The following is a 22,795-nucleotide window of genomic DNA, read 5'->3' as shown; positions in this document are numbered from 1 at the left end:
AGCCGCTGCCCGGTCAGCGCTACCCCGGGGACCCCGGCCGCCGCAAGGCCGTGCACACGCCCGTCTACGAGGCCTCGCGCGGCGGTTCGGCGCCGGCCAGCTCACCGGCCAGCTCACCGGCCAGCTCCGCGCCGGTCAGCCCGGCGGGGCGTGCGTCGGTTCCGGGTTCGCCGTGGTCCGGGTCTGCCGATCAAAATCAGTCACGGTACGAGGAAACGCGCCCCGATCCCCGTGCGGCGGCCGCCGCGCCGCAGCCGCCCCGGGAAGAGCCGTCGTGGAACCGGCCCGTACCCATGAACAACCCGATGCCGGAGCAGCGCCGTGGGGCCGCGCCCGTCTACGGGGGACCCGCCGTGCCGGTCAACCCGGGTCCGGCGGCGCCGGTCTCGCCCGGCCGTGATGGCCGGCCGCCGGCGGGGCGTGCTCCGCAACAGCCCGACGCGGGTGGATGGGGTCGTGGGCCGCAGCAGCCCGGCGGGTTCGGTCGCGGGCCCCAGGGGCCTGACGGCCGGGGGCCGGACGGTCCCGGGTTCGGGCCTCGTGGTGCGGTTCCGCCTGGTGGCCAGTTCGGCGGGCCGGGCGGTCAAGGGCGTCCCGCGCAGGGTGGGCCCGGCGGACCGGGACGCCCAGGTCCGGGTCAGCCCGGGCAGCCTGGTGGTCCCGGCTTCGGGCCTCAGGGCGGGCCGCAGATCGGTCGTGGTGGGCCGGGCTCCGGTCAGGGCGCTCCCGGCACGGGTCAGGGCGGTCCCGGCACGGGTCAGGGTGGTCCCGGCGCGGGTCAGGGCGGTCCCGGCACGGGTCAGGGCGGTCCCGGCGTGCCTGGGCAGCAGGGGCGTGGTGGGCCTGGGGTTTCCGGGCCGATGGGCCGTGGAGGGCCTGGACGGCACGAGGGCGTGCCCGGCCGCCACGAAGGGCATCCTGGACGGCACGAGCCCGGCCGATTCGAAGGCCCGGTGGCTCCGGCGGCGTCCGGCGGGTATGCGCCCGGCCGGGGACGTCCCGACCAGGAGCCCGGTTTCCAGCGGCGGCAGATTCCCGAGCAACAGATTCCGCGTCAGGGTGGCGAGGCTCGCCCCGCTTCCGGGCCGACGTCTCCGGCCGGGCCGACCTACGGAACCGCGCGACCGGCGCCCGCTGACGCCTTCCCCGCCTACGCCGAGGACCGGCGCACGCCCCGCGAGGGCCGCGCGCCGGACGCCCCGTTCGATCTGCGCCCCGCGCCCCAGGACCGGAACTCCCCGGCCCCGTCGCGCCCGGCACCACAGCCGACCCGGGTCACACCGTCGCAGCCGGCCGCGCCCGCCGCGGTCTACCCGGCCACGCCCGGCATGTCCGTGCCACCGCAGAGCCGTGGCGTGCCCGGCGGCGTCGCGCCGGTCTCCGGACCGGCCACGCCGTACGGCCAGGCCACTCCCGCACCCCGGGAGATCCCGCCCGGCGCCGGCGTTCCCGGTGCGGGTGGGCCTGTTCCCGGACAGGCGGGTCCAGGGGGTCCAGGGGTCACGTTCCCGCACGCTCAGCCGTCTCCGGAGGCAACTCAGGCGATCCGCGCTCCGGGTGCGTCGGCACCGGTTTCCGGAATGAGTGGATTCGACCCGCGGGCCGGAGTCGCGCCGGTCTCCGGGCCCGCGGGTGTGGGCCCACACGGCCCCGGGTTCGGGCCAGGAGCCGGGCCGGGTGCCCCAGGCGGGCGGTATCCGCACACGCAGCAACCCGTCGAGGCGACGCAGGCGATGCCCGCGCCGGGTGCGGTCGTGCCCGGATCGGTCCCGCCAGTCGTGCACCCCGGCGCGGTCCCGCCGGTCACGAACCCGCCCGGCATGGTCCCGCCTGTAACGCCCGCTTCCGGACCTGTCACGCCCGCGTCCGGGCCGGTCACGCCCGCGTCCGGACCTGTCACGCCCGCGTCCGGACCTGTCACGCCCGCGTCCGGACCTGTCACGCCCGCGTCCGGACCTGTCACGCCCGCGTCCGGACCCGTTGCGCCCGCTTCCGGGACGGTCATGCCCGCTTCCGGGACGGTCGGGGCCGGTTCGGCTGCCGGGTTCAGGGCGGGGACCGATCCGGGGGTGTCGTTCCCCCGGATCGAGGAGCCGACCGGTGGCAGTGGCTTCGGTGGGCACGGACGCGAGGAGCAGGAGCCGACCCGGCCGTTGGACCCGCGGCGGCTCGGACAAGGGGCGCCGGCGAGCGGACGTCACGACGGGATGTCGGATCCCGACGATCCGACGCGGCCGTTCGGGCTTCGGCGGACCGGCGGTGACGGGCACGGCACCGGAATGGATCAGGGGCGGGCCGCGCCGGTCGGGTCCGAGCAGGTTCGGCCTGAGGAGCGGCCGGCGGTTGTCGAATCGGGACTCGCCCAGCCGTTTATGGCGGAGGCGCCCAGCGCTCCGGCACCCGCCTCGGAGGAACCGGAGACCCACGGTCTCGGCTGGCTGCTGTCGATGAGCGGGCTCGGGGCCACCACTCCGGTCCCCGAAGCCGAACCGGCCGCACCCGTGGAGACGGTCGAACCGGAGACCCGGCCCTTGGGCTGGTTCGCACCGGGCGACAACGAGGACGGCGACGATCCGGCCGAGACGGTGGAGACCACCGCGGAGACGGTGGAGACCACCGCGGAGGCCGCGGAGGCGACCGCCGAGGACGTCGCTGAGACTGCTTTCGAGTTCGGCGACGACGACTCGCCGGTGGATGTCGTGTCGTCCACTGCGGTTCCGGCGCCGGTCGCTACGTCTCAGGGTGTGCCGATGCCGCCCGGATTCACGCCCGCTGTGGGTGCTCCGGGGATCGGTGACTCGGCCCGGGCCGAAGTCGAGGCCGTAGTCGAGGCCGAGGCCGTTCCGGCGGAGTTCGATGCGGCTGAAGAGCTCGTGTCCGTGGACGATTCGATGTCCATCAGGATCACCTCCGAACTCGTCGCCGACACGGAACCGGAAACGGCCGTCGCCGCCTACGCGGCGATCACGGCTTCCGAGCCCGTCGCCGACGACCGGGAGACGGATACGGTTGCTGGATCCGTGACCGGCTACGACACGGTGGCTACTTCGGTCACCGCCGATGACGGGGCGGAGCGGCCGGATGAGACCGGCCAGGACGCGGCCAGCGCCTCGGACAGCGATCCGACCACCGTGTGGACGATCGATCCCCAGGCCGGATCCGGTGTGGAGCTCGACACGGGCTGGGAGCACTCGGCCGCCGAGCCTTCCGCCCAGGTCGAGGAATCGGCCGCCGAGCCTTCCGCCGAGGTCGAGGAATCGCCCGTCGAGGTCGTTCCGGTTGCGGAGGCCGGGGCCGAGGAGGAGTCGGATCTCACCCGGACTCTGCGGATCGTCCGGGTCGGAACCCCGGCGCTCCAGGAAGAGACGCACCAGGAAGAGGCAGCCGCCGACGAGGACGCGCTTCCGGCCGACCACGCTGAAGCACCCACCGATGTGCTTGCGGTTGCCTCGCAGGACGACGAGGTCACCGAGGTCTCGGACGTCGCTGTGAATGCGGGTGAGGCGGTGCCGGAAGCGGGAGACGCCGCGGAACCGGAGACCGTTCTCCTCGACGCCGAACCCGCGACCGTCACGCTGACCGCCGAACCGGAGACCGTCCTGCTGGCCGCCGAACCGGAGACGACCGCCGAGCCGGTCACCGTTCTCCTCGATGCGGAAGCGGAACCGGAACCGGAGACCGCCGCCATCGAAACCGAACCGGCCACCGTCCTCTTCGACGGAGAGTCGGAGACGGCCACCATCGAGGCCGAGCCGATGACGGTTCTCCTCGAACCCGAACCGGAACCGGAGACCGCTGCCATCGGGACCGAACCGGCCACGGTTCTCCTCGACACGGAACCGGAAACGGCCGTTGTCGAGATCGAGCCGATGACGGTTCTCCTCGACGCGGAAGCGGAAGCGGAACCGGAAACCGCCGTCATCGAAGCCGAGCCGGTAACCGTTCTCCTCGCCGAGGAGACGAAGGCCGGAGCAGAGCCGGAAACGGCCGTTGTCGAGATCGAACCGGCGACGGAGGCGATCGTCCCCGACAGCGAGCCTGCGACCGCTGTTCTCGCGGCGGCGCCGGCAGCGAGTGCGACGACCACGGAGGGGGACTCCGCCGAGGTTCAGGGCAGCCCTGACGCCGGCGGGTCCGGGGACGGTGCTCCGGCCGTACCGCCGCAGGGTTTGGCTCTTGCGAAGGAAAGCGGAACCGACGCCGGCGGGCGGGTCGAGCCGGTGCGGCAGCGGCAGGATCAGCGGGCTCCGGCGGACCGGCGACGGGCCGATCCCGAGCAGATCCTGGCGTCGTATCCGTGGGCCTACGACCCGCAGACGCTGCGTGAGCAGGTGGACGAACCGGACCGGCTGTGGGATGTCGCGGACCGGCTGACCGACCGGTTGGAGTTCGCCGAGCGGGACAACGTGCGGGCCGGGTTGCTGAGCCTGCGGGCCGTGGTGCACCGGATCGTCGGTGAGCTGGACGACGCGCTCGCCGACGGGCGGGAGGGGCTGCGACACGCGGAGGCCTCGGGTGAGTTGCGGGGCACCGCGGTCGCGCAGGCCCGGCTCGCGCACGTGCTGCAGTGGCGCGGCGAGTTCGAGGAGGCGGACCGGCTCTACGCGCGGGCCGACTCGCCGGAACTGCCGCCGCGGACCCGGGCCGAGATCCGTGAGCTGGCCGGTCGTTCCGCCTATGAGCAGGGGCGCTATCTGGAGGCGGTCAACCACTTCGAGCGGGCCCTGGATGTACGCCGCGGCGACGATCCGGACCTGGTCGAGCGGATCGAGCTGGCCCTGGATGCGATCACCCGGCGTTCCGGGGTGGCCGGCTGGGGTCCCTACCCGCGGACCCGTGACGAGGTTCTGGGGCTGCCGGACGCGCCGGTGCCGCTGCTCGACGACGGTGCCGGGCTGTGGGGCTACGCCGCCGCGGTGGAGCCCCGGTTCGTGCAGGCGCAGCCGTTCTCCGAGGGTGGCGCGTGGGTGCGGCGGCCGGAGTCGGCGGCGTGGGAGCTGATCGACCCGCGGGGTGAGCTGATCATCGCGGCGGCGCACGGCTACGTCGGGGTGACCGGCTTCGCCGAGGGGCTGGCCTGGGTGACCCGGCAGGACCAGGGCGGATGGTTCGCGATCGACATGCAGAACCGGATGGTCGTACCGGCCGGCGGGTTCGAGGACGCGCGGCCGTTCCGGCGAGGGCTGGCCGTGGTGCGGCAGGGTGGCGTCTGGGGGGCGATCGACCGGAACGGGCGGATCGCGGTGACGCCTCGGTACCAGGGGTTCGCGACGGCGTTGCACGTCGGCGGGACGGTCGACGGGTTCTCCGACGAGGGGCTGGCGGTGTTCGACGCCGGTGACCGGTTCGGGGTGCTGGACCGGGCCGGGCGTGTCGTGGTCGAGCCGGTGCACGCGGCCGTGGTGATCCACCCGATGGCGTTCCTGGTGCGTAACGCCGCGGGACTGTGGGGTGCGCTGGACCGTGCCGGCGCGCCGCTCGTCGACATGGGCCACCCGGCCCGGGAGACGGTCGTCGAAGCGCTGCCGGAGGAGTCCCGGCCGGTTCTCTAGGGTGGGGTGATGGAGTTTCGTCATCTCGGCCGTTCCGGCCTGCTGGTCAGCGAGATCGCCTACGGCAACTGGATCACCCATGGTTCGCAGGTGGAGGAGGAGGCCGCGCTCGCGTGTGTGCGCGCGGCCCTCGACTCCGGCATCACCACCTTCGACACCGCCGACGTGTACGCGGGGACCCGCGCCGAGGAGGTGCTGGGCCGGGCGCTGCGGGGTGAGCGCCGCGAGGGCCTGGAGATCTTCACGAAGGTGTTCTGGCGGACCGGGCCGGGCGCCAACGACAGCGGTCTGTCCCGCAAGCACATCCTGGAGTCGATCGACGGGTCGCTGCGCCGTCTCGGCACCGACTACGTGGACCTCTACCAGGCGCACCGGTTCGACCACCACACGCCGCTGGACGAGACCATGGAGGCGTTCGCCGACGTGGTCCGGGCCGGCAAGGCGCACTACATCGGGGTGTCCGAGTGGACTGCCGAGCAGATCCGGGCGGCCGTGCCGCTGGCCAGGGATCTGCGGGTGCGGCTGGTGTCGAACCAGCCGCAGTATTCGATGCTGTGGCGGGTGATCGAGGCCGAGGTGGTGCCGGCGTCGCAGGAGCTGGGCCTGGGCCAGATCGTCTGGTCGCCGCTCGCGCAGGGGGTGCTGACCGGCAAGTACCGGGCCGGGGAGCAGCCACCGGCCGGGTCGCGGGCCACCGACGAGAAGTCCGGCGCCGGATTCATCGCCCGCTGGATGGAGGACGACGTGCTGAACGCGGTCGCCCGCCTGAAGCCGCTGGCCGACGAGGCCGGGCTGACCATGGCCCAGCTGGCGGTGGCGTGGGTGCTGGCGAACCCGAACGTCTCGGCGGCGATCATCGGCGCGTCCCGGCCCGAGCAGGTCCGGGACAACGTCAAGGCGTCCGGGGTCCGGCTGGACGACGGCCTGCTGAAGGCGATCGACGAGATCGTCGAGCCGGTCGTGACCCGCGACCCGTCGCTCACCTCCAGCCCGGCCAAGCGTCCCTAGATCACTCCGCTCACTCCGCTCACTCCCAGAACCGCATCAGGCCGAAACCCGTCGCGTACAGGCGTGAGTCGATGCCGAGCAGGCCGGCCAGCCAGTCGACGAAGGTGAAGAACCAGTCGCCCACCTGGGTCTGCCACAGCAGCAGGAAGAGCACCAGGAAGCCCCAGGGCGCCATCGCGTTCCACGCGCGCTGGTAACCGGGGCTGAACCACGGGGAGATGATGCTGCCCCCGTCGAGGCCGGGGACCGGCAGGAAGTTGAGCACGCTCGCGGTCACCTGCAGGAAGGCGAGCAGGGCCAGAGCCGCCCAGAAGGCGACGTGACTGTCGTCGGTGAGGGCGGCCTGGCCCAGGCCGGTCACCACCACCTCGGGCGCCAGCCCGAGCATGAACGGCATGGCCACGATCACCGCGAGCACCACGTTGGTGAGCGGGCCGGACGCGCTGATCAGCGAGTCCTTCACCTTGCTCTGGATGTACCGGTGGTCGATCCAGACGGCGCCGCCGGGCAGGCCGATGCCGCCGAGGATCACCACGATCACCGGCAGCACGATGGAGAGCAGCGGGTGGGTGTACTTCAACGGGTTGAGGCGCAGGTAGCCCCGGTCGGCGACGGTCAGGTCACCGGAGAAGTAGCCGGTGACGGCGTGTGCGTACTCGTGCAGGCAGAGCGAGATGATCCAGCCCGAGATCACGAACAGGAACACGTCGAACCCGACGTTGCCGAAATTGGTCCAGGTCATCACGCCGGTCACGACGAAGACGGCGACGATGCCGACGAAGACCGGGCTCGGCACGAAGGCGTTGCGCGGTGTGCGGGTGTAGACCGGTTCGTACGTCACGGCAACCTGCTCACTCCGCCGGGAGCAGGCTCATCTGGTAGTCGACGCGGTCGTCCTCGACGAGGGTGACCGTGCCGACTCCGGAGGACTGCAACTGCCGCCACTCCTGCCCGATCCAGGACTCGGCGTCGGCCTGGCTGCTGAACGACTCGTCCGGGCCGTCGACCGGCTTGCCGTCGACGTCCTCGTACCGCCAACTCCACGGCATACAGCCGCCCCCTCACGTCAGTACCTCGGTGGGCTTCCACCCTACGGCGTCCGCGTGTGCGACCCGGCTCTAAGGTACGGGGCATGTCCGAAGATCGGTGGAACACGGTTCTGGTGCTCGGTGGTATCCGGTCCGGCAAGTCCGGGTTCGCCGAGTCGCTCATCTCCGGCGCCCCCTCGGTGCGCTATGTGGCGACAGCGGTCGGCGGGGACGACGACCCCGAGTGGCAGGGCCGGATCGAGGCGCACCAGCGGCGCCGTCCACAGTCCTGGACGACCGAGGAGACCGGCGCCGACCCGGCCGCGCTCACCGAGCTGCTGCGCCAGGCCGGCCCGCAGGAGACGCTGCTCGTCGACGACCTGGGCGGCTGGGTGGCCGCGGTGCTCAACCCGGCCCGCCAGCCCAACGACGACGAGGCCGACGTGACGGCGCTCGCCGACGCCCTGCGCGCGACGGCGGCCCGGGTCGTGCTGGTCAGCCCCGAGGTCGGCCTGTCGCTGGTGCCGGTGACGCCGGTCGGGCGGGCGTTCGCGGATGCCCTCGGCACCACCAACCAGGCGCTCGCCGAGGCCAGTGACGCGGTCGCGCTCGTGGTCGCCGGGCAGACGACCTGGTTGAAGGGCCACGCCGAGCCGATCGTGGCGCCGCGGGTCACCTCCCGGCCGATCGCGGTGCCCACCCCGATGACGCCCGCTCCCCCGCCACCGCCGCCGCCCACCGTGGTCGCCCCGGTCGTCGAGCCGGAGCCGGAGCCCGCGCCGGTCGGCGCCCTGAGCGGCGCCACGATGACCCTGCCGCTGGTCTCGTCGGGGCTCACCGAGATCAAGCCGGGCATGGACCTGCCGCTGCCCAGCGCCGACGCCGGACCGGACGCCCGGGAGCGGCTGTCCCGGCTCGACCTGGCGGGCGGCGGGCTCGGCGCGCTCAGCGAGGCCGTCGAGTTCGCCGCGGCCACCCAGAGCTCGGTCACCCCGCACGCCTGGACGGGTGTGCGGGTGGTGGTGATCGGCGGGCGGCGTACCGGTGGGGCGGTGGCCGGCACCGACACCGCCGACGTGGAGCGCCGCATCGCCGAGGCCGAGCTCGGGACCGGCCTGCTGGGCCGGCTCGCCGGGCAGGCCGGCGCCGACATCTCGGTGCAGCGCACCCCGGTCACCGGCGCGATGGAGGACGGCCCGGTCACCAGCGAGCGTGAGGTCGAGGCCGCGCTCCGGGACGGCTGGAGACTGGCCGACGGCGCCGCCGACGCCGGCCGGGACGTGATCGTGCTCGCCGGCATCTCGGCCGGTGTCGAGGCCGCCGCGACAGCGGTGCTCGCCGCGACGACCGGGGCCGAGCCGGTCGCCACGCTGCCGCGGGTGCAGGTGCCGGGTGCCCGCTACGACGACACCGCCTGGATGGCCCGCTGCGCCGCGGTCCGCGACGCGATGCACCGGATCCGGCAGGAGCCGCGTGGCGCCGTCGACGTGCTGCGTCAGGTCGGCGGCCTGGACATCGCGGTCGCTACCGGCCTGCTGCTGGGTGCCGCGGCCCGCCGGATCCCGGTGCTGGTCGACGGCCCGCTCGGGATCGCCGCCGGGCTCGTCGCCCGCGACCTGGCAAGCCAGACCCGGCACTGGTGCCTGCTGCCGGAGGTGGGGACGCTCGCCCTGGTCAAGCAGGGTGCCGACGTGCTCGGGCTGACGCCGGTGCTGCAGGTGGGGCTCGACCTGGGCGAGGGTGCGAACGCGTTGTCGGTACTGCCGGTGCTGCGGACCGCGATCGGGCTCGCGTCGGCGCTGCCGGTGCACCCGGCGATGCTCGGCGAGATCGGCGACGACGGCCTCGACGACTCCTCCGCGGACGAGGACGACGACGAGGACGAGGACACCGACGAGGACGGGCCGGATCTGCCGTTCAACACGGCGGCCTTCAACACGCTGAGCCCGCGCACGGAGTGGGGTGCTTGACGGGGTCCGGCTGGCGGTCACCACGCTGACCGTGCTGCCGCTGCGGGCGGGCCGGGTGGACCGGTCCACCGCGGCGGTGGCGATGTCGGTGGCGCCGGTCGTGGGGGCGCTGCTGGGGCTGGCGCTGGCCGGGCTGCACGCCGGGCTGCGGGCGGCCGGGTCGCCGGAGCTGGTCGCGGCCGGGCTCACCGTCGCGGCGGGGGCTCTGCTGACCCGCGGGCTGCATCTGGACGGGCTCGCCGACACGGTGGACGCGCTCGGGTCGTACCGGTCGGGTCCGGCCGCCCTGGAGATCATGAAGAAGCCGGACATCGGCCCGTTCGGTGTGGTCGCGCTCTGTGCCACCGTCCTCGTCCAGTCGGCCGCGCTCACCGCCGCCGGGCCGTGGGCCGTCGTCACGGCCTGGGCGGCCGGACGGCTCGCGGTGAGCGTCGCCTGCCGCCGGGGGGTGCCACCGGCCCGGCCGGACGGCCTGGGCGCGATGGTGGCGTCCACAGTGCCGTTCACCGCGCTGGCGGCGGGCGCGGCATTCGTCGGGGGCGTGGCGCTTGCCGCGGTTCCGGGCCGCCCTTGGCAGGGGCCGGCCGCCGTCGCTCTCTCACTGTTCGCGGTGGTGCTGATTCTGCGGCATGCGGTACGGCGATTCGGCGGCATCACCGGTGACGTGCTGGGTGCGGCCGTCGAGCTGGCGGTGACGCTCACGCTCGTCGTCGTGACCCTGTCCTGACCAGATCAAGACCAGACCCTGTCCTGACCAGATCAAGACCAGGTGGTCGTCACCGCTGTCTCCACGCGCCGAGACAGCCGTGAGAACCAGCCGGAGCCTTTCGGTGCCGACTCGGGCGGCTCGGGACAGCGGTGTGAGCCGGGCGGGACCGTCAGTGGACCGATGTCGTCACGAACGGGGGCTTGACCAGGCGGGCCTCGGTGCGGCGGCCCCGGATGTCGATGTCGACCAGGTCACCGTCGGCGAGGCCGGCCGCGGTGTCGATGAGGGCCAGGGCGATCCCGGCCTTCTTCGTCGGGGAGAACGTGCCGCTGGTCGTCTCGCCCACGGGAGTCTCCCCCGCGTACACCCGCATGTGTCCCCGGGGGATGCCGCGGCCGGTGAGCTCCAGGCCTCGCAGTTGCCGTCGCGGACCCGCGGATTTCTCGGCCTGAAGGGCCGATCGCCCCCAGAAGGCCGGTTTGTCCCAGCCGACCGCCCAGCCGGAGCGGGCCTGGACCGGGCTGATGTCGAGGCTCAGCTCCTGGCCGTGCAACGGGTAGCCCATCTCGGTGCGCAGCGTGTCGCGGGCGCCGAGGCCGCACGGGCGCACCCCGGCGCCGATGATCGCGTCCCACACCGCGGCTGCCTCGTCCCATCCGGTGACCAGCTCGTAGCCGTGCTCACCGGTGTACCCGGTCCGGCAGACGGTCAGCTCGGCGCCCCGGAACGACGCCGTGGCGAACGACATGTAGCCGTGGCCGGTGGGCAGCCCGAGGGTGTCGAGGATCTCCGCGGACCGCGGGCCCTGGACGGCGAGGATCGCGAAGTCGCGGTGCTCGTCGGTGACGGTGACCCCGGCGGGCGCGGCCCCGGTGAGGCGGCGGACGACCTCCGCCGTGTTCGCCGCGTTGGGGATCAGGAAGACGTGCCCGTCGTCGTGCAGGTAGGCGATCAGGTCGTCGACCACGCCGCCGGACTCGTCGCAGCACAGCGTGTACTGCGCCTTGCCGGGGGCGATCCGGCCGAGGTCGTTGGTGAGGCAGGCGTTGACGAACGCGGCCGCCCCGGCACCCCGGACCCGGGCCTTGCCCAGGTGCGACACGTCGAAGACACCGGCCGACTCACGCACCGCGGCGTGCTCCTTGAGGACGCCTCCCCCGGCATACTCCAACGGCATGTCCCACCCGCCGAACGCTGCGAACTTCGCACCGAGCGCGACGTGACGATCATGCAGTGGGGACTGAAGGGGCGCCGAAGACATGAGACTCAACTTACCGTTGACCTTGGGGTTGTTTAGAGTCGCGGGGACAACACCGTTTTCCCAATAGCCGGGAGCGCGCCCACCGGCGCCGTTCCGGCCCAGACGTCCGGAGAGTCCGAGTGACCCAGCCCAGCCTCAGCCTGGTCGACACCGACCCGGCCGAATCGGCGGTCGATGCGATTGTCATCGGCCTGCACAGCCAGCCAGACGAGGACGGCAGCCTGTTGCCGGCCGCGGGCGCCGAGAGCATCGCCGCGGCCTTCGACGGCAAGCTGATCTCGACGCTGGCTCTGCTCGGCGCGACCGGAGCCGCCGGCGAGGTGACCAAGCTGGCCACCCTCGGCACCATCGCCGCGCCGCTGCTGGTCGCCGTCGGCCTCGGCCCCGAGCCGGACGGCCCCGCCCCCGATCTGGAGACGCTGCGCCGGGGCACCGGCGCGGCGGTCCGTGCCCTGGCCGGCAGCGCCACCGTGGTGCTGGCCCTGCCGGTGCCCGACGACGTCGACTCCCCGCCGGTGCTGCGCGCCGTGCTGGAGGGTGCGCTGCTCGGCGGTTACCGCTTCGCCGGCTACAAGACGAAGCCGCAGAAGGGCCGCCGTGAACCGGTCGCCGAGCTGCGCCTGCACGTGGCGGACGCGTCCGACGAGGCGGCGGCGGCCGAGCTGCGCCGGGCCGCGGTGGTGGCCAAGGCGGTGCGCCTCACCCGGGACTGGGTGAACACCCCACCGAACGCGCTGCGCCCGGCCGATCTGGCCGACCAGGTGGCGGCGGCCGCCACCGAGGCCGGCCTCGGCGTCGAGGTGCTCGACTTCGACCAGCTCAAAGCCGGGGGGTACGGCGGCATCGTCGCGGTCGGTCAGGGCTCGGAGGCCCCGCCGCGACTGGTGAAGCTGACCTACACGCCGTCCGGGGTGGCCAACCCGAAGCGGGTCGCGCTCGTCGGCAAGGGCATCACCTTCGACACCGGTGGCGTCAGCATCAAGCCGGCCGCCGGCATGTGGGAGATGAAGTCGGACATGGCGGGTGCCGCCGCGGTCGCCGCCACGATGATCGCGATCGCCCAGCTCAAGCCGGGGGTGGCCGTCTCCGGTTACCTGGCCATCGCGGAGAACATGCCGTCCGGCTCGGCGTACCGTCCCGGCGACGTGATCACCATGTACGGCGGCAAGCGGGTCGAGGTGTTCAACACCGACGCCGAGGGCCGGATGGTGCTGGCCGACGCGATCACCCGGGCCTGCGAGGACGGCACCGACTACCTGTTCGAGACGTCGACGCTGACCGGCGGGCAGGTGATCGCGCTGGGCAAGCGGATCGCCGGCCTGATGGGTTCGGACGAGGCGACGGCGCTGGTCGAGGCGGCCGGCAAGGCGGTCGGCGAGCCGGCCTGGCGGATGCCGCTGCCGGACGACGTGCGCAAGGGCATGGAGTCGGAGATCGCCGACATCTGCCAGACGAACGCGAACCTGGACCGGGCGGGTCACATGCTCCAGGGCGGTGTCTTCCTGCGGGAGTTCGTCGCCGAGGGCGTGGAGTGGGCGCACATCGACATCGCCGGCCCCAGCTACCACACCGGTGAGGCGAACGGTTACTGGACGAAGGGTGGCACGGGGATCCCGGTGCGCACCTTCCTCGAGCTGGTCGACGGCCTCTCCTGACAGCGGCGGGCGCCGCCCGGCTCAGACCGGGCGGCCCCGCTGCCGTTCGTTGTAATCGCGCATCCGCTGTGGATAGCCGAGCAGCTTCACGTCATAAATGGGCATGCTGAGCTGGTGTGCGAATTTCCACGCGACGTCCGGCGAGCCGATTCGCCGCCTGGTCCATTCGCCATCGTGTGCCACAAGCAACAGGGTGGTCTCGGTCACTGTCGTCTGTGGCTCGATGAATCCCTCGACACCCTGTTTGGTGCGGAAGAATTGCGTAAGATGCTCCAGATCGGCCTGGTTGACCTGTCGGCCGCCGGGTCCACTGGCCCGGGGACGCCGCCGAAACCAAGCCACTGCTCCTCCTCGCGTTCGATCCCGCAAGGGTACGTCGGACCGACGTGTCGTGGGGCACCTGACTGCATTGACCGGGTCGAGAAGTGACAAGATGTCGGTGACGGGACTGTGACCGTTTCCATTGTGTGACCCACACCGGAGACGATGCGACCACTGGAGTCAACGTGAGCCAGCCCAACGGCGGAACCTTCGACATCGTCATTCTCGGCGCCGGTAGTGGTGGCTATGCGGCCGCCCTGCGTGCCGCTCAGTTCGACCTCAAGGTCGCGCTGATCGACAAGGCCGAGCTCGGCGGCACCTGCCTGCATCGCGGGTGCATCCCCACGAAGGCCCTCCTGCATGCCGCGGAGATCGCCGACCAGACGCGCGAGAGCGAGCAGTTCGGCGTCAAGGCCGACCTGGTCGGCATCGACATGGCGGGCGTGAACGCCTACAAGGACGGTGTCGTCGGCCGGCTGTACAAGGGCCTGACCGGCCTGCTCGGCCACAACAAGAACATCACGATCGTCCAGGGCGAGGGCAAGCTCGTCAGCAAGGACACCGTCGAGGTGGCCGGCCAGCGCTACACCGGCCGCAACGTGATCCTCGCGACCGGGTCCTACTCGCGTTCGCTGCCCGGCCTGGAGGTCGACGGCACCCGGGTGCTGACCAGCGAGCACGCGCTCAAGATGGACCGCGTGCCGCAGTCCGCGATCGTGCTCGGTGGCGGTGTGATCGGCGTCGAGTTCGCCAGCGTGTGGAAGTCGTTCGGCGCCGATGTGACGATCATCGAGGCCCTGCCCCGCCTGGTCGCCGCGGAGGACGAGGAGATCTCGAAGCAGGTCGAGCGCGCCTTCCGCAAGCGGAAGATCAACTTCAAGGTCGGCAAGCCGTTCGAGAAGGTCGAGAAGACCGAGAACGGTGTGAAGGTCACCATCGCCGGCGGCGAGACCCTGGAGGCCGAGGTCCTGCTGGTCGCGGTCGGCCGCGGCCCGACGACCGCCAACCTGGGGTATGAGCAGCAGGGCATCACGCTCGACCGGGGCTTCGTGATCGTCGACGAGCGCCTGCGCACCGGTGTCGGCAACATCTACGCCGTCGGTGACATCGTCCCCGGCCTGCAGCTCGCGCACCGCGGCTTCCAGCAGGGCATCTTCGTGGCCGAGGAGATCGCCGGCAAGAACCCGGCGGTCATCGACGAGGCGGGCATCCCGCGCGTCACCTACTCCGACCCCGAGGTCGCGTCGGTCGGCATCACGGAGGCCAAGGCCAAGGAGCAGTACGGCGCGGACAAGGTCTCCACCTACAACTACAACCTCGGTGGCAACGGCAAGAGCCAGATCCTCAAGACCGCCGGCTTCATCAAGCTGGTGCGGGTCAACGACGGTCCGGTCGTCGGCGTCCACATGGTCGGCGCGCGGGTCGGCGAGCTCGTCGGCGAGGCCCAGCTGATCACCAACTGGGAGGCCTTCCCCGAGGAGGTCGCCCAGCTCGTACACGCCCACCCGACGCAGAACGAGGCGCTGGGCGAGGCCTTCCTCGCGCTCGCGGGCAAGCCGCTGCACGCGCACAGCTGATCTGATCGTTCTTTCGCTTTAGGGAGTTTGGGAAAAGATGCCGACATCGGTAACCATGCCGCGGCTTGGTGAGAGCGTCACCGAGGGAACCGTGACGCGCTGGCTCAAGCAGGAGGGCGAGCGCGTCGAGGCGGACGAGCCGCTGCTCGAGGTCTCCACCGACAAGGTCGACACGGAGATCCCGTCGCCCGCCGCGGGCATCCTCTCGCGGATCGTGGTCGGCGAGGACGAGACCGCGGAGGTCGGCAGCGAGCTGGCCGTCATCGCGGGCGACGGTGAGGACACCGGTTCGTCCGCGCCCGCCCCGGCGCAGCAGGCCGAGGCCGAGGCCGAGCCGGAGCCCGCCGCCCCGGTCACCCCGTCGACCGAGAAGCCGGTCGAGGAGGAGGCCCCGGCCCCGCAGGCCGCGTCCGCCCCGCAGGCCGCGTCCGCCCCGTCGGGTGGCGCCGCGGAGGGCACCGAGGTGAAGCTGCCGGCGCTCGGCGAGAGCGTCACCGAGGGCACCATCACCCGCTGGCTCAAGCAGGTCGGCGAGACCGTCGAGGCGGACGAGCCGCTGGTCGAGGTCTCCACCGACAAGGTCGACACGGAGCTGCCGTCTCCGGTCGCCGGCACCCTGCTGGAGATCAAGGTCGCCGAGGACGAGACCGCTGAGGTCGGTGCGGTGCTGGCGATCGTCGGCACCCCGGGCAGCGCCCCGGCCGCCGCCCCGGCCCCGGAGCCCGAGAAGCCGGCCGCCGCCCCGGCGCCGCAGGCCCCCGCGCCGCAGCAGGCCCCCGCGCCGCAGCAGGCCCCGGCGCCCAAGGTCGAGTCGGCTCCCGCGCCGAAGATCGAGAGCGCCCCGGCGCCGCAGGTCGAGAGCGCTCCGGCCCCGGCCGCGGTCCAGTCCAACGGGGCCGGCGACGCCGGTTACGTGACGCCGCTGGTCCGCAAGCTGGCCGCCGAGAAGGGCGTGGACCTGTCCACCCTGTCCGGCACCGGTGTGGGTGGCCGCATCCGCAAGCAGGATGTCATCGACGCCGCTGAGAAGGCCGCCGCCGCGGCGAAGCCCGCTCCGGCCCCGGCAGCCTCGGCCGAGAAGGCTGCCCCGGTCGCGGAGAAGGCCAAGGCGGAGCCGAGCCCGCTGCGCGGCCGTACCGAGAAGCTGACCCGGATCCGCGCCACGATCGCCCGCCGTATGGTCGAGTCGCTCCAGGTCTCCGCTCAGCTCACCACGGTCGTCGAGGTCGACGTCACCAAGATCGCCAACCTGCGGAACAAGGCGAAGGCCGACTTCCAGGCCAAGCACGGCGTGAAGCTGACCTTCCTGCCGTTCTTCGCCCTGGCCACGGTCGAGGCGCTGCAGCAGCACCCGGTGGTCAACTCCTCGATCGACGTCGAGGCGGGCACCGTGACCTACCACGGCGCCGAGCACCTGGGCATCGCGGTGGACGCGCCGAAGGGCCTGGTCGTCCCGGTCATCAAGGACGCCGGCGACCTCAACCTGGCCGGCCTGTCCAAGCGGATCGCCGACCTGGCCGACCGCACCCGCAACAACAAGATCGGGCCGGACGAGATCGGTGGCGGCACCTTCACGCTGACCAACACGGGCAGCCGGGGCGCGCTGTTCGACACGCCGATCATCAACCAGCCGCAGGTCGGCATCCTCGGTCTCGGCGCGGTCGTCAAGCGCCCGGTGATCGTGAACGACCCCGACCTGGGCGAGATCATCGTGCCGCGCTCGATGGTCTACCTGGCGCTCTCCTACGACCACCGGATCGTGGACGGCGCCGACGCGGCCCGCTTCCTCGGCACGCTCAAGGAGCGTCTGGAGGCCGGGCACTTCGAGGCTGACCTGGGCCTGTAGGTGTCATAGGGCCGGGGGGTGCGCCGTTGCGGCGTACCCCCCGGTTTTGTTTTGGATCGTGCGATTCTCGGGAAAGAGTCAGCTCATGCGTATCGTCATGGCCGGGGCGTCCGGATTTCTGGGCACGCGGCTCGCCGACCGGCTGCGGCTCAGCGGCCACGACATCGTCCGGCTGGTCCGTCGGCCCGCCGAGCGGCCCGACGAGGCCACCTGGGACCCCGCGCAGGGGCGTCTCGACGTGGCGACGCTGGCCGGCGCCGACGCGGTGATCAACCTCTCCGGGGCGAACGTCGGGGACCGTCGCTGGACGGCCGCCTACAAGCGGGTGCTGCGGTCCAGCCGGATCGACACCACCGACACCCTGGCCCGGGCGATCAGCAAGCTGCCCGACGGCGACCGGCCGCGCACGCTGCTGCAGAGTTCCGGCGTGGGGTGGTATGGCGAGACCGGCGACCAGCCGGTGACCGAGGAGGCCCCGGCGGGGAACACCTTCCTGGCCGACCTGTGCCGGGTGTGGGAGGCCGCGGCCCGTCCCGCTGAGGACGCCGGTGCCCGGGTGGTGATCCTGCGCACGGCGCCGACGATCGACGCCGGCGGCTCGCTGATCAAGCCGCTGCTGCTGCCGTTCAAGCTGGGCGCGGGCGCGCGGATCGGCGGCGGCCGGCAGTGGATGGCGTGGATCGCGCTGGCCGACTGGCTGGCCGCGGCCGAGTTCCTGCTGAGCCGGGACGACATCGCCGGCCCGGTCAACATGGTGTCGCCCAAGCCGGTGACGAACGCCGAGTTCACCCGCGACCTGGGCCGGGTGCTGCGCCGGCCGGCCCTGCTCGCGGTGCCGGGGCCGGTGCTGGACCTGGTGATCGGCGAGCTGGCCGGTGAGGCGCAGCGCAGTCAGCGGATCATGCCCGGAGTGTTGGCCAATGCCGGGTTCGCGTGGGCGTACCCCGATATGGTGGACGCTCTCACCGCGGCACTCCGTCCCGAACCGGCGATGACCGGCTAGGGCTACAGGCTTTCTTGCTAACCTGCGGCTGATGTCCGTCGCCGCCCCCGCCCCCGCCGCGTCCGCCGATCCGCCCGTCGAGCCACCGGAGCCGTCCCGCGCCCGGCGCTGGCGTGCCCATCTGGCCGTCGCTCTGCTCGCTCTCGGCCTCGCCGTCTACGTGACGAACGGGTTGTGGCGTGACCCGTTCGGCAACGGCCTGTCCGACAACCTCGGTGACCAGGCCTTCTTCGAGTGGCTGCTGGGTTACGGCGTCTACACGATCGGGCACGGCTCGGATCCGTTCTTCACTGAGTTGATGAACGTGCCGTGGGGGGTGAACCTGGCGGCGAACACGTCCATCTCGGTCTACACGATCCTGTTCGCCCCGCTGACCTATCTGGCCGGACCTCAGGTCAGTTATGTGACCATCCTCACGTTGAACCTGGCCGGGTCCGCTTTCGCCTGGTATCTGTTTCTGCAGCGTTGGCTGGTCCGCAGCCCGCTCGCGGCCGGGCTGGGCGGCATGTTCTGCGGTTTCGCGCCCGGTTTCATCTCGCACGCCAACGGCCACCTGAACTGGACGGCAGGCTGGGTCGCGCCGCTCGTGGTGTGGCAGGTGCTGCGCCTGCGGCAGCCGGGCCGCTGGTTCCGTAACGGCCTGGTGCTGGGCCTGATGCTCGCCGCGTTCTTCACCATCGCCGCCGAGGGGCTGTTCTACACCGCCCTGGCCAGCGGCATCTTCGTCATCACCTGGGCGCTGTCCGGCCCGGTGCGGGCCGAGGCGAAAGCCGCCGCCGCCACGGTGCTCAAGGCGCTCGGCGTGACCGCCGTCGTCGCCGGAGCCCTCCTCGCCTACCCGCTGTACATGCACTTCTCCGGCCCGCAGACGTTCTCCGGGACGGGGTTCAACCAGCGCTATTTCGCCGAGGACGCGGCCGCCTACCTGTCGTTCCCGAGTCGCTCGCTGGCCGCGCTGTTCGGTCTCGGCTCCACCCTCGGCCCGAACCGGACCGAGGAGACGTCGTTCTTCGGCGTGCCGCTGGTGGTGCTGATCGTGGTGTCACTGGTGATGGTGTGGCGCCGGGCCGAGCCGGGCCGCCGGGCCACCCTGCGGGCGATCATGGTCGTCGGCGGGCTCTTCCTGGTGCTGTCGCTGGGGCCACGGCTCAACTGGATGGACGCGGAGCTGCCCATCCCGCTGCCGTACGCGATCCTCGCCCGCCTGCCGCTCTTCGACGCGGCCCTGCCACTGCGCCTGGCGCTCGTGGTGGCCGCCGTCTTCGGCATCGTGCTGGCCCTGGTCACCCAGGAGTTGCTGGACCAGCGGCGGGTCACGGCGGCCACGCACACCGGCATGACCGCGGCGATCGTGGCGGCGCTGCTGCCGATCTTCCCGCTGCCCGTGCGGCACCAGGAGCGGGCGACCGAGCCGGCCTTCATCTCGCAGGGCACCTGGCAGCGGTACGTGTCGGACAACGGGGTGATCTCCGCCCTGCCGTTCGCGCTGAACGTGACGGCCGACGGGCAGCGGTGGCAGGCGTACACGATGGCCCGTGGTGGCCCGCAGTTCCGCATCCCCGGCGGTTACTTCCTCGGCCCGATGACCACCGGCGAGGAGGGCCGCGAGCAGATCGGCCGGATCGGCGCGCCCCCGCTGGCGACCGACTGGCTGTTCACCCGCGCCGCGCTGTACGGCTACGTCACCGAGCTGAGCGAGGCCGACCGGGCCCAGGCGCGCGCCGACTTCGACTACTGGCAGGTGGAGGCGCTCTTCCTGCCCGAGGAGATCACCGGCTCCGACCACATGGTCCTGTTCCGTAACGCGGTGCTGGTGACCGCGACCGATCTGCTCGGCCCACCGGAGAAGGTGGACGATGTTCTGGTGTGGCGCATCCGTCCCGGCGTGGACCCGATCACCCGATGAGTTCGGGGCTGGATAACCTCCGCGACGTGACGATCGCCGCGCCCGCCCCGGAAACGGACCTGACGACCGCGTCCACCGACGACGAACCCGCCGCGCCGGGCCCCCGGAGGCGTGTCCCCTGGCTCGCCCACCTGACCATGGCGCTGGTCTCGCTGTCCGCCGCCGTCTACGTGACCCAGGGCCTGTGGGCGGCCACCGACCGGAACGTGGTGGCCGACAACGTCAGCGACCAGGGCCAGTTCGAGTGGATGCTGTCGTACGGCGTCTACCTGCTGCAGCACCTCAGCAATCCGTTCTTCACCGACCTGCTGAATTCGCCGCAGGGCGTCAACCTGGCGATGAACACGTCGAGCACGTTCTACGCCGTGGTGTTCGCGCCGCTCACCCACTTCGCCGGGCCGCAGGTCACGTTCGCCACCGTCCTGACGCTGAACCTGTCCGGTTCCGCCTTCGTGTGGTACCTGTTCCTGCGCCGCTGGCTGGTCCGCAGCGGGCTCGCGGCGGCGGTCGGCGGCCTGCTCTTCGGGTTCTCCCCCGGCCTGGTCTCGCACGCCAACGGTCACCTCAACTGGACGTCCGGCTGGATGGTCGGGATCGTCGCGTGGTGGGTGCTGAAGCTTCCGGAGCGTGGTCACTGGCTGCGCAACGGCATCGTCCTGGGCCTGCTCTGCACCATGGGCTTCTCGGTCGCCGCCGAGGCGCTGTTCTTCGCCGCCCAGGCCAGTGGCCTCTTCCTGCTCGTCTGGCTGCTGTCACGGCGGGGGCTGCGGGAGGCGAGGACCGCGATCGGCCCGGTGCTGGCATCGCTGGGCGTGACCGCGGTGGTCGCCGGCTCGCTGCTGGCGTGGCCGCTGTACATGCACTTCAACGGTCCGCTCAAGTTCTCCGGCACCGGCTTCAAGATGCGGTACTACTCCGAGGACCTCATCTCCTATGTGGCGTTCCCGCTGCGGTCGATGGCCGGCGCCCTCGGCTGGGGCGCCGACCTGGCACCGAACCCGACCGAGGCCACCTCGTTCCTGGGCGCCCCACTGGTCATCCTGTTCCTCGTGGCGCTGGGCCTGCTGTGGAAGCGGTCGTCGCCGGAGCGCCGGATCACACTGCGCGCACTGGCCGTCGTCGCGCTGGTCTTCTTCCTGCTCTCGCTCGGCCCGCGGCTGCGGTTGCTGGGTGACGAGCACCACGACATCCCGCTGTTGTACGCGCTGCTCACCGATGTCCCCCTGTTCGACTCGGCGCTGCCGGTCCGCTACACGCTGGTCGTGGTCGTGATCTTCGCGCTGGTCATCGCGATGCTGGCGGACGAGGTGGTGCGCCGCCGGGAGAGCCTGATCCGCAGCCGGATCGGGCGGATCGCCTTCGGTGTGGCGATCGTCGCGGCGCTCGCCCCGATCGCCCCGCTGCCGCTGCGCACCCTGCAACGGTCGGCCGAGCCGGTCTTCATCTCCAGCGGCCACTGGCGTGACTACGTCTCCGACGGCGGGGTGATGACCTCGCTGCCGCTCTCCATCGACGTGGCGGTCGACAGCATGCGCTGGCAGGCGTACACGATGGCGCGCGGCGGCGACAAGCAGTTCCGTATCCCGGCCGGCTATTTCCTCGGCCCGCAGGACTACGCGGAGACCGGCCGGCACCTGGTGGGCCGGGTCGGCGCGCCGGACCGGGCGACCGACAAGCTGTTCTACCGGGCCGCCCGGTGGGGTCAGATGCCGAGTCTGACGAACCTCGACCGGGCCCAGGCGCGGGTCGACTTCGTCTACTGGAAACTCGAGGCGATCTTCCTGCCCGCGGAGCTGACCGGCCCTCGGGGCAACCTCAACCGGGACGCCCTGGTGAACGTCACCACCGATCTGCTGGGTGAGCCGGAACAGGTGGACGACGTGCTGGTGTGGCGCATCCGTCCCGGAGTGGATCCGGTCGACCAGTGGGAAGAGGATTAGGCTTGCGGCCGTGACCTCTTCCACCTTGACCGTCCTGCGTCCCGGCCTGGTCGACTACCTGGAGGCCTGGGAGGAGCAGAAGCGACTCCACGAGGGCGTGGTCGCCGGCACCCAGCCGGACACGGTGCTCCTGCTGGAGCACCCGAGCGTCTTCACCGCCGGCAAGCGCACCGAGCCGGCCGACCGCCCGTTCGACGGCACCCCGGTCGTCGACGTCGACCGCGGCGGCCGGATCACGTGGCACGGGCCGGGCCAGATCGTCGGCTACCCCATCCTCAAGCTGCCCGAGCCGGTCGACGTGGTCGCCTACGTCCGGCGGACCGAGCAGATGCTGATCGACATCTGTGCCGAGTTCGGCGTGGTCGCCGAGCGCGTCGAGGGCCGCAGCGGCGCCTGGGTCCGCGCGACCGACGGCGGGCTCGACCGCAAGATCGCCCAGATCGGCATCCGGGTGTCGCGCGGCGTCACGCTGCACGGCTTCGCGCTCAACTGCGACTGCGACCTGTCCCACTTCAACCTGTTCATCCCGTGCGGCATCCGCGACGCCGGCGTCACCTCGCTCAGCGCCGAGGTCGGCCGCCCGGTCACGGTCGCCGAGGTCCTGCCGGTCGTCGAGCGCCACCTCGCCACCCTGCTCTGATGGCCCTCTACCGCAACCCGCGCGACAAACGGGTCTTCATTCCCCGGCCCAACGGCAGCGTGGTGCTCAATTTCGGTCACCCGATCGCCTGGGCCATCCTGCTGTGCACGACGGTGATCCCCTTCGTGATCGTCACGGTGGTCACCGTCGCGGTCTTCCTCTAGACATTTTCCGGTACGGCCACGCTGAGTCCCGGGCTACCCCGCGCTGCGGTCCGTGGTCCGGGCCGCAGCGCGGGTTCCGGGCCGGATGCGGTGGTCGCCGTCAGATCACCAGCCGTCGCCCGGACCTGTGATCGCGACCGCTTCCGGTGTCTCATCGACGGCTCGCGCTCTGACGGTGACCGTCGCATTCAGCCCGGCGGTCGCTCGTCGGCCGG

16 protein-coding genes are annotated in these 22,795 nt (G+C 72.1%); 12 read left to right on the top strand and 4 right to left on the bottom strand.

What is annotated here, in order from left to right; genetic code table 11:
• Positions 1-2,069 precede the first annotated feature (2,069 nt).
• The gene (locus tag ACFO0C_RS04105) at positions 2,070-5,552 is read left to right on the top strand and encodes a WG repeat-containing protein (protein ID WP_378065142.1); all 3,483 of its coding nucleotides are present in this window, start codon (positions 2,070-2,072) and stop codon (positions 5,550-5,552) included.
• Between the two features lie 9 nt (positions 5,553-5,561).
• Positions 5,562-6,560, top strand: coding sequence for an aldo/keto reductase family protein (locus ACFO0C_RS04100; RefSeq protein ID WP_378065141.1), 999 nt, complete (start codon positions 5,562-5,564; stop codon positions 6,558-6,560).
• Between the two features lie 19 nt (positions 6,561-6,579).
• Here ACFO0C_RS04100 and ACFO0C_RS04095 read toward each other — a convergent pair whose 3' ends face one another.
• A complete protein-coding gene (locus ACFO0C_RS04095; protein ID WP_378065139.1) occupies positions 6,580-7,401 on the bottom strand; it encodes a site-2 protease family protein in 822 nt (273 codons plus the stop codon).
• Between the two features lie 10 nt (positions 7,402-7,411).
• Positions 7,412-7,609, bottom strand: coding sequence for a hypothetical protein (locus ACFO0C_RS04090; protein ID WP_378065138.1), 198 nt, complete (start codon positions 7,607-7,609; stop codon positions 7,412-7,414).
• A gap of 83 nt (positions 7,610-7,692) precedes the next feature.
• On the opposite strand from ACFO0C_RS04090, the gene ACFO0C_RS04085 reads away from it, so the two are divergent.
• Entirely contained in the window at positions 7,693-9,558 is a 1,866-nt protein-coding gene (locus ACFO0C_RS04085) for a bifunctional adenosylcobinamide kinase/adenosylcobinamide-phosphate guanylyltransferase (RefSeq protein WP_378065137.1), read from the top strand.
• The gene (locus ACFO0C_RS04080) at positions 9,551-10,285 is read left to right on the top strand and encodes an adenosylcobinamide-GDP ribazoletransferase (protein WP_378065136.1); all 735 of its coding nucleotides are present in this window, start codon (positions 9,551-9,553) and stop codon (positions 10,283-10,285) included. The genes ACFO0C_RS04085 and ACFO0C_RS04080 overlap by 8 nt, the downstream gene beginning before the upstream one ends.
• 151 nt (positions 10,286-10,436) lie before the next feature.
• Here ACFO0C_RS04080 and gcvT read toward each other — a convergent pair whose 3' ends face one another.
• Entirely contained in the window at positions 10,437-11,528 is a 1,092-nt protein-coding gene (gene gcvT, locus ACFO0C_RS04075) for a glycine cleavage system aminomethyltransferase GcvT (protein WP_378065135.1), read from the bottom strand.
• 119 nt (positions 11,529-11,647) lie between these two features.
• Between gcvT and ACFO0C_RS04070 the strand changes: the two genes are divergently transcribed.
• The gene (locus tag ACFO0C_RS04070; RefSeq protein ID WP_378065134.1) at positions 11,648-13,183 is read left to right on the top strand and encodes a leucyl aminopeptidase; all 1,536 of its coding nucleotides are present in this window, start codon (positions 11,648-11,650) and stop codon (positions 13,181-13,183) included.
• Between the two features lie 21 nt (positions 13,184-13,204).
• On the opposite strand, the gene ACFO0C_RS04065 is transcribed toward ACFO0C_RS04070, so the two are convergent.
• Positions 13,205-13,525: a hypothetical protein gene (locus ACFO0C_RS04065; RefSeq protein WP_378065133.1), complete on the bottom strand. Its 321-nt coding sequence runs from the start codon at positions 13,523-13,525 to the stop codon at positions 13,205-13,207.
• Positions 13,526-13,689: 164 nt separating this feature from the next.
• Between ACFO0C_RS04065 and lpdA the strand changes: the two genes are divergently transcribed.
• The 7 genes from lpdA (at position 13,690) to ACFO0C_RS04030 (ending at position 22,580) form a co-directional block, all read left to right on the top strand.
• Entirely contained in the window at positions 13,690-15,081 is a 1,392-nt protein-coding gene (gene lpdA / locus ACFO0C_RS04060; protein ID WP_378065132.1) for a dihydrolipoyl dehydrogenase, read from the top strand.
• Positions 15,082-15,118: 37 nt separating this feature from the next.
• Positions 15,119-16,927 (top strand): 2-oxoglutarate dehydrogenase, E2 component, dihydrolipoamide succinyltransferase, encoded by a 1,809-nt coding sequence (gene sucB, locus ACFO0C_RS04055; RefSeq protein ID WP_378065131.1) that lies wholly within the window; start codon positions 15,119-15,121, stop codon positions 16,925-16,927.
• Positions 16,928-17,012: 85 nt separating this feature from the next.
• Positions 17,013-17,930 (top strand): TIGR01777 family oxidoreductase, encoded by a 918-nt coding sequence (locus tag ACFO0C_RS04050; protein WP_378065130.1) that lies wholly within the window; start codon positions 17,013-17,015, stop codon positions 17,928-17,930.
• A 31-nt stretch (positions 17,931-17,961) separates the two neighbouring features.
• A complete protein-coding gene (locus ACFO0C_RS04045; RefSeq protein ID WP_378065129.1) occupies positions 17,962-19,836 on the top strand; it encodes a DUF2079 domain-containing protein in 1,875 nt (624 codons plus the stop codon).
• Between the two features lie 26 nt (positions 19,837-19,862).
• A complete protein-coding gene (locus ACFO0C_RS04040) occupies positions 19,863-21,776 on the top strand; it encodes a DUF2079 domain-containing protein (protein WP_378065128.1) in 1,914 nt (637 codons plus the stop codon).
• A gap of 10 nt (positions 21,777-21,786) precedes the next feature.
• Positions 21,787-22,416, top strand: coding sequence for a lipoyl(octanoyl) transferase LipB (lipB, locus tag ACFO0C_RS04035; RefSeq protein ID WP_378065127.1), 630 nt, complete (start codon positions 21,787-21,789; stop codon positions 22,414-22,416).
• A complete protein-coding gene (locus tag ACFO0C_RS04030; RefSeq protein WP_378065126.1) occupies positions 22,416-22,580 on the top strand; it encodes a peptide ABC transporter substrate-binding protein in 165 nt (54 codons plus the stop codon). The genes lipB and ACFO0C_RS04030 overlap by 1 nt, the downstream gene beginning before the upstream one ends.
• Positions 22,581-22,795 lie beyond the last annotated feature (215 nt).

This window comes from Actinoplanes subglobosus, from assembly GCF_042650585.1.
In the GTDB taxonomy this organism is placed as follows: domain Bacteria; phylum Actinomycetota; class Actinomycetes; order Mycobacteriales; family Micromonosporaceae; genus Actinoplanes; species Actinoplanes subglobosus.
The sequence above is the reverse complement of the archived record's forward strand: the minus strand, read 5'-3'. Positions and strand labels throughout refer to the sequence as shown.

Coding starts and splice junctions, on each gene's coding strand:
- ACFO0C_RS04100 (WP_378065141.1), top strand. CDS start 5,562: ATGGAGTTTCGTCATCTCGGCCGTTCCGGCCTGCTGGTCAGCGAGATC.
- ACFO0C_RS04090 (WP_378065138.1), bottom strand. CDS start 7,609: ATGCCGTGGAGTTGGCGGTACGAGGACGTCGACGGCAAGCCGGTCGAC.
- ACFO0C_RS04085 (WP_378065137.1), top strand. CDS start 7,693: ATGTCCGAAGATCGGTGGAACACGGTTCTGGTGCTCGGTGGTATCCGG.
- gcvT (WP_378065135.1), bottom strand. CDS start 11,528: ATGTCTTCGGCGCCCCTTCAGTCCCCACTGCATGATCGTCACGTCGCG.
- sucB (WP_378065131.1), top strand. CDS start 15,119: ATGCCGACATCGGTAACCATGCCGCGGCTTGGTGAGAGCGTCACCGAG.
- ACFO0C_RS04050 (WP_378065130.1), top strand. CDS start 17,013: ATGCGTATCGTCATGGCCGGGGCGTCCGGATTTCTGGGCACGCGGCTC.
- ACFO0C_RS04045 (WP_378065129.1), top strand. CDS start 17,962: ATGTCCGTCGCCGCCCCCGCCCCCGCCGCGTCCGCCGATCCGCCCGTC.
- ACFO0C_RS04030 (WP_378065126.1), top strand. CDS start 22,416: ATGGCCCTCTACCGCAACCCGCGCGACAAACGGGTCTTCATTCCCCGG.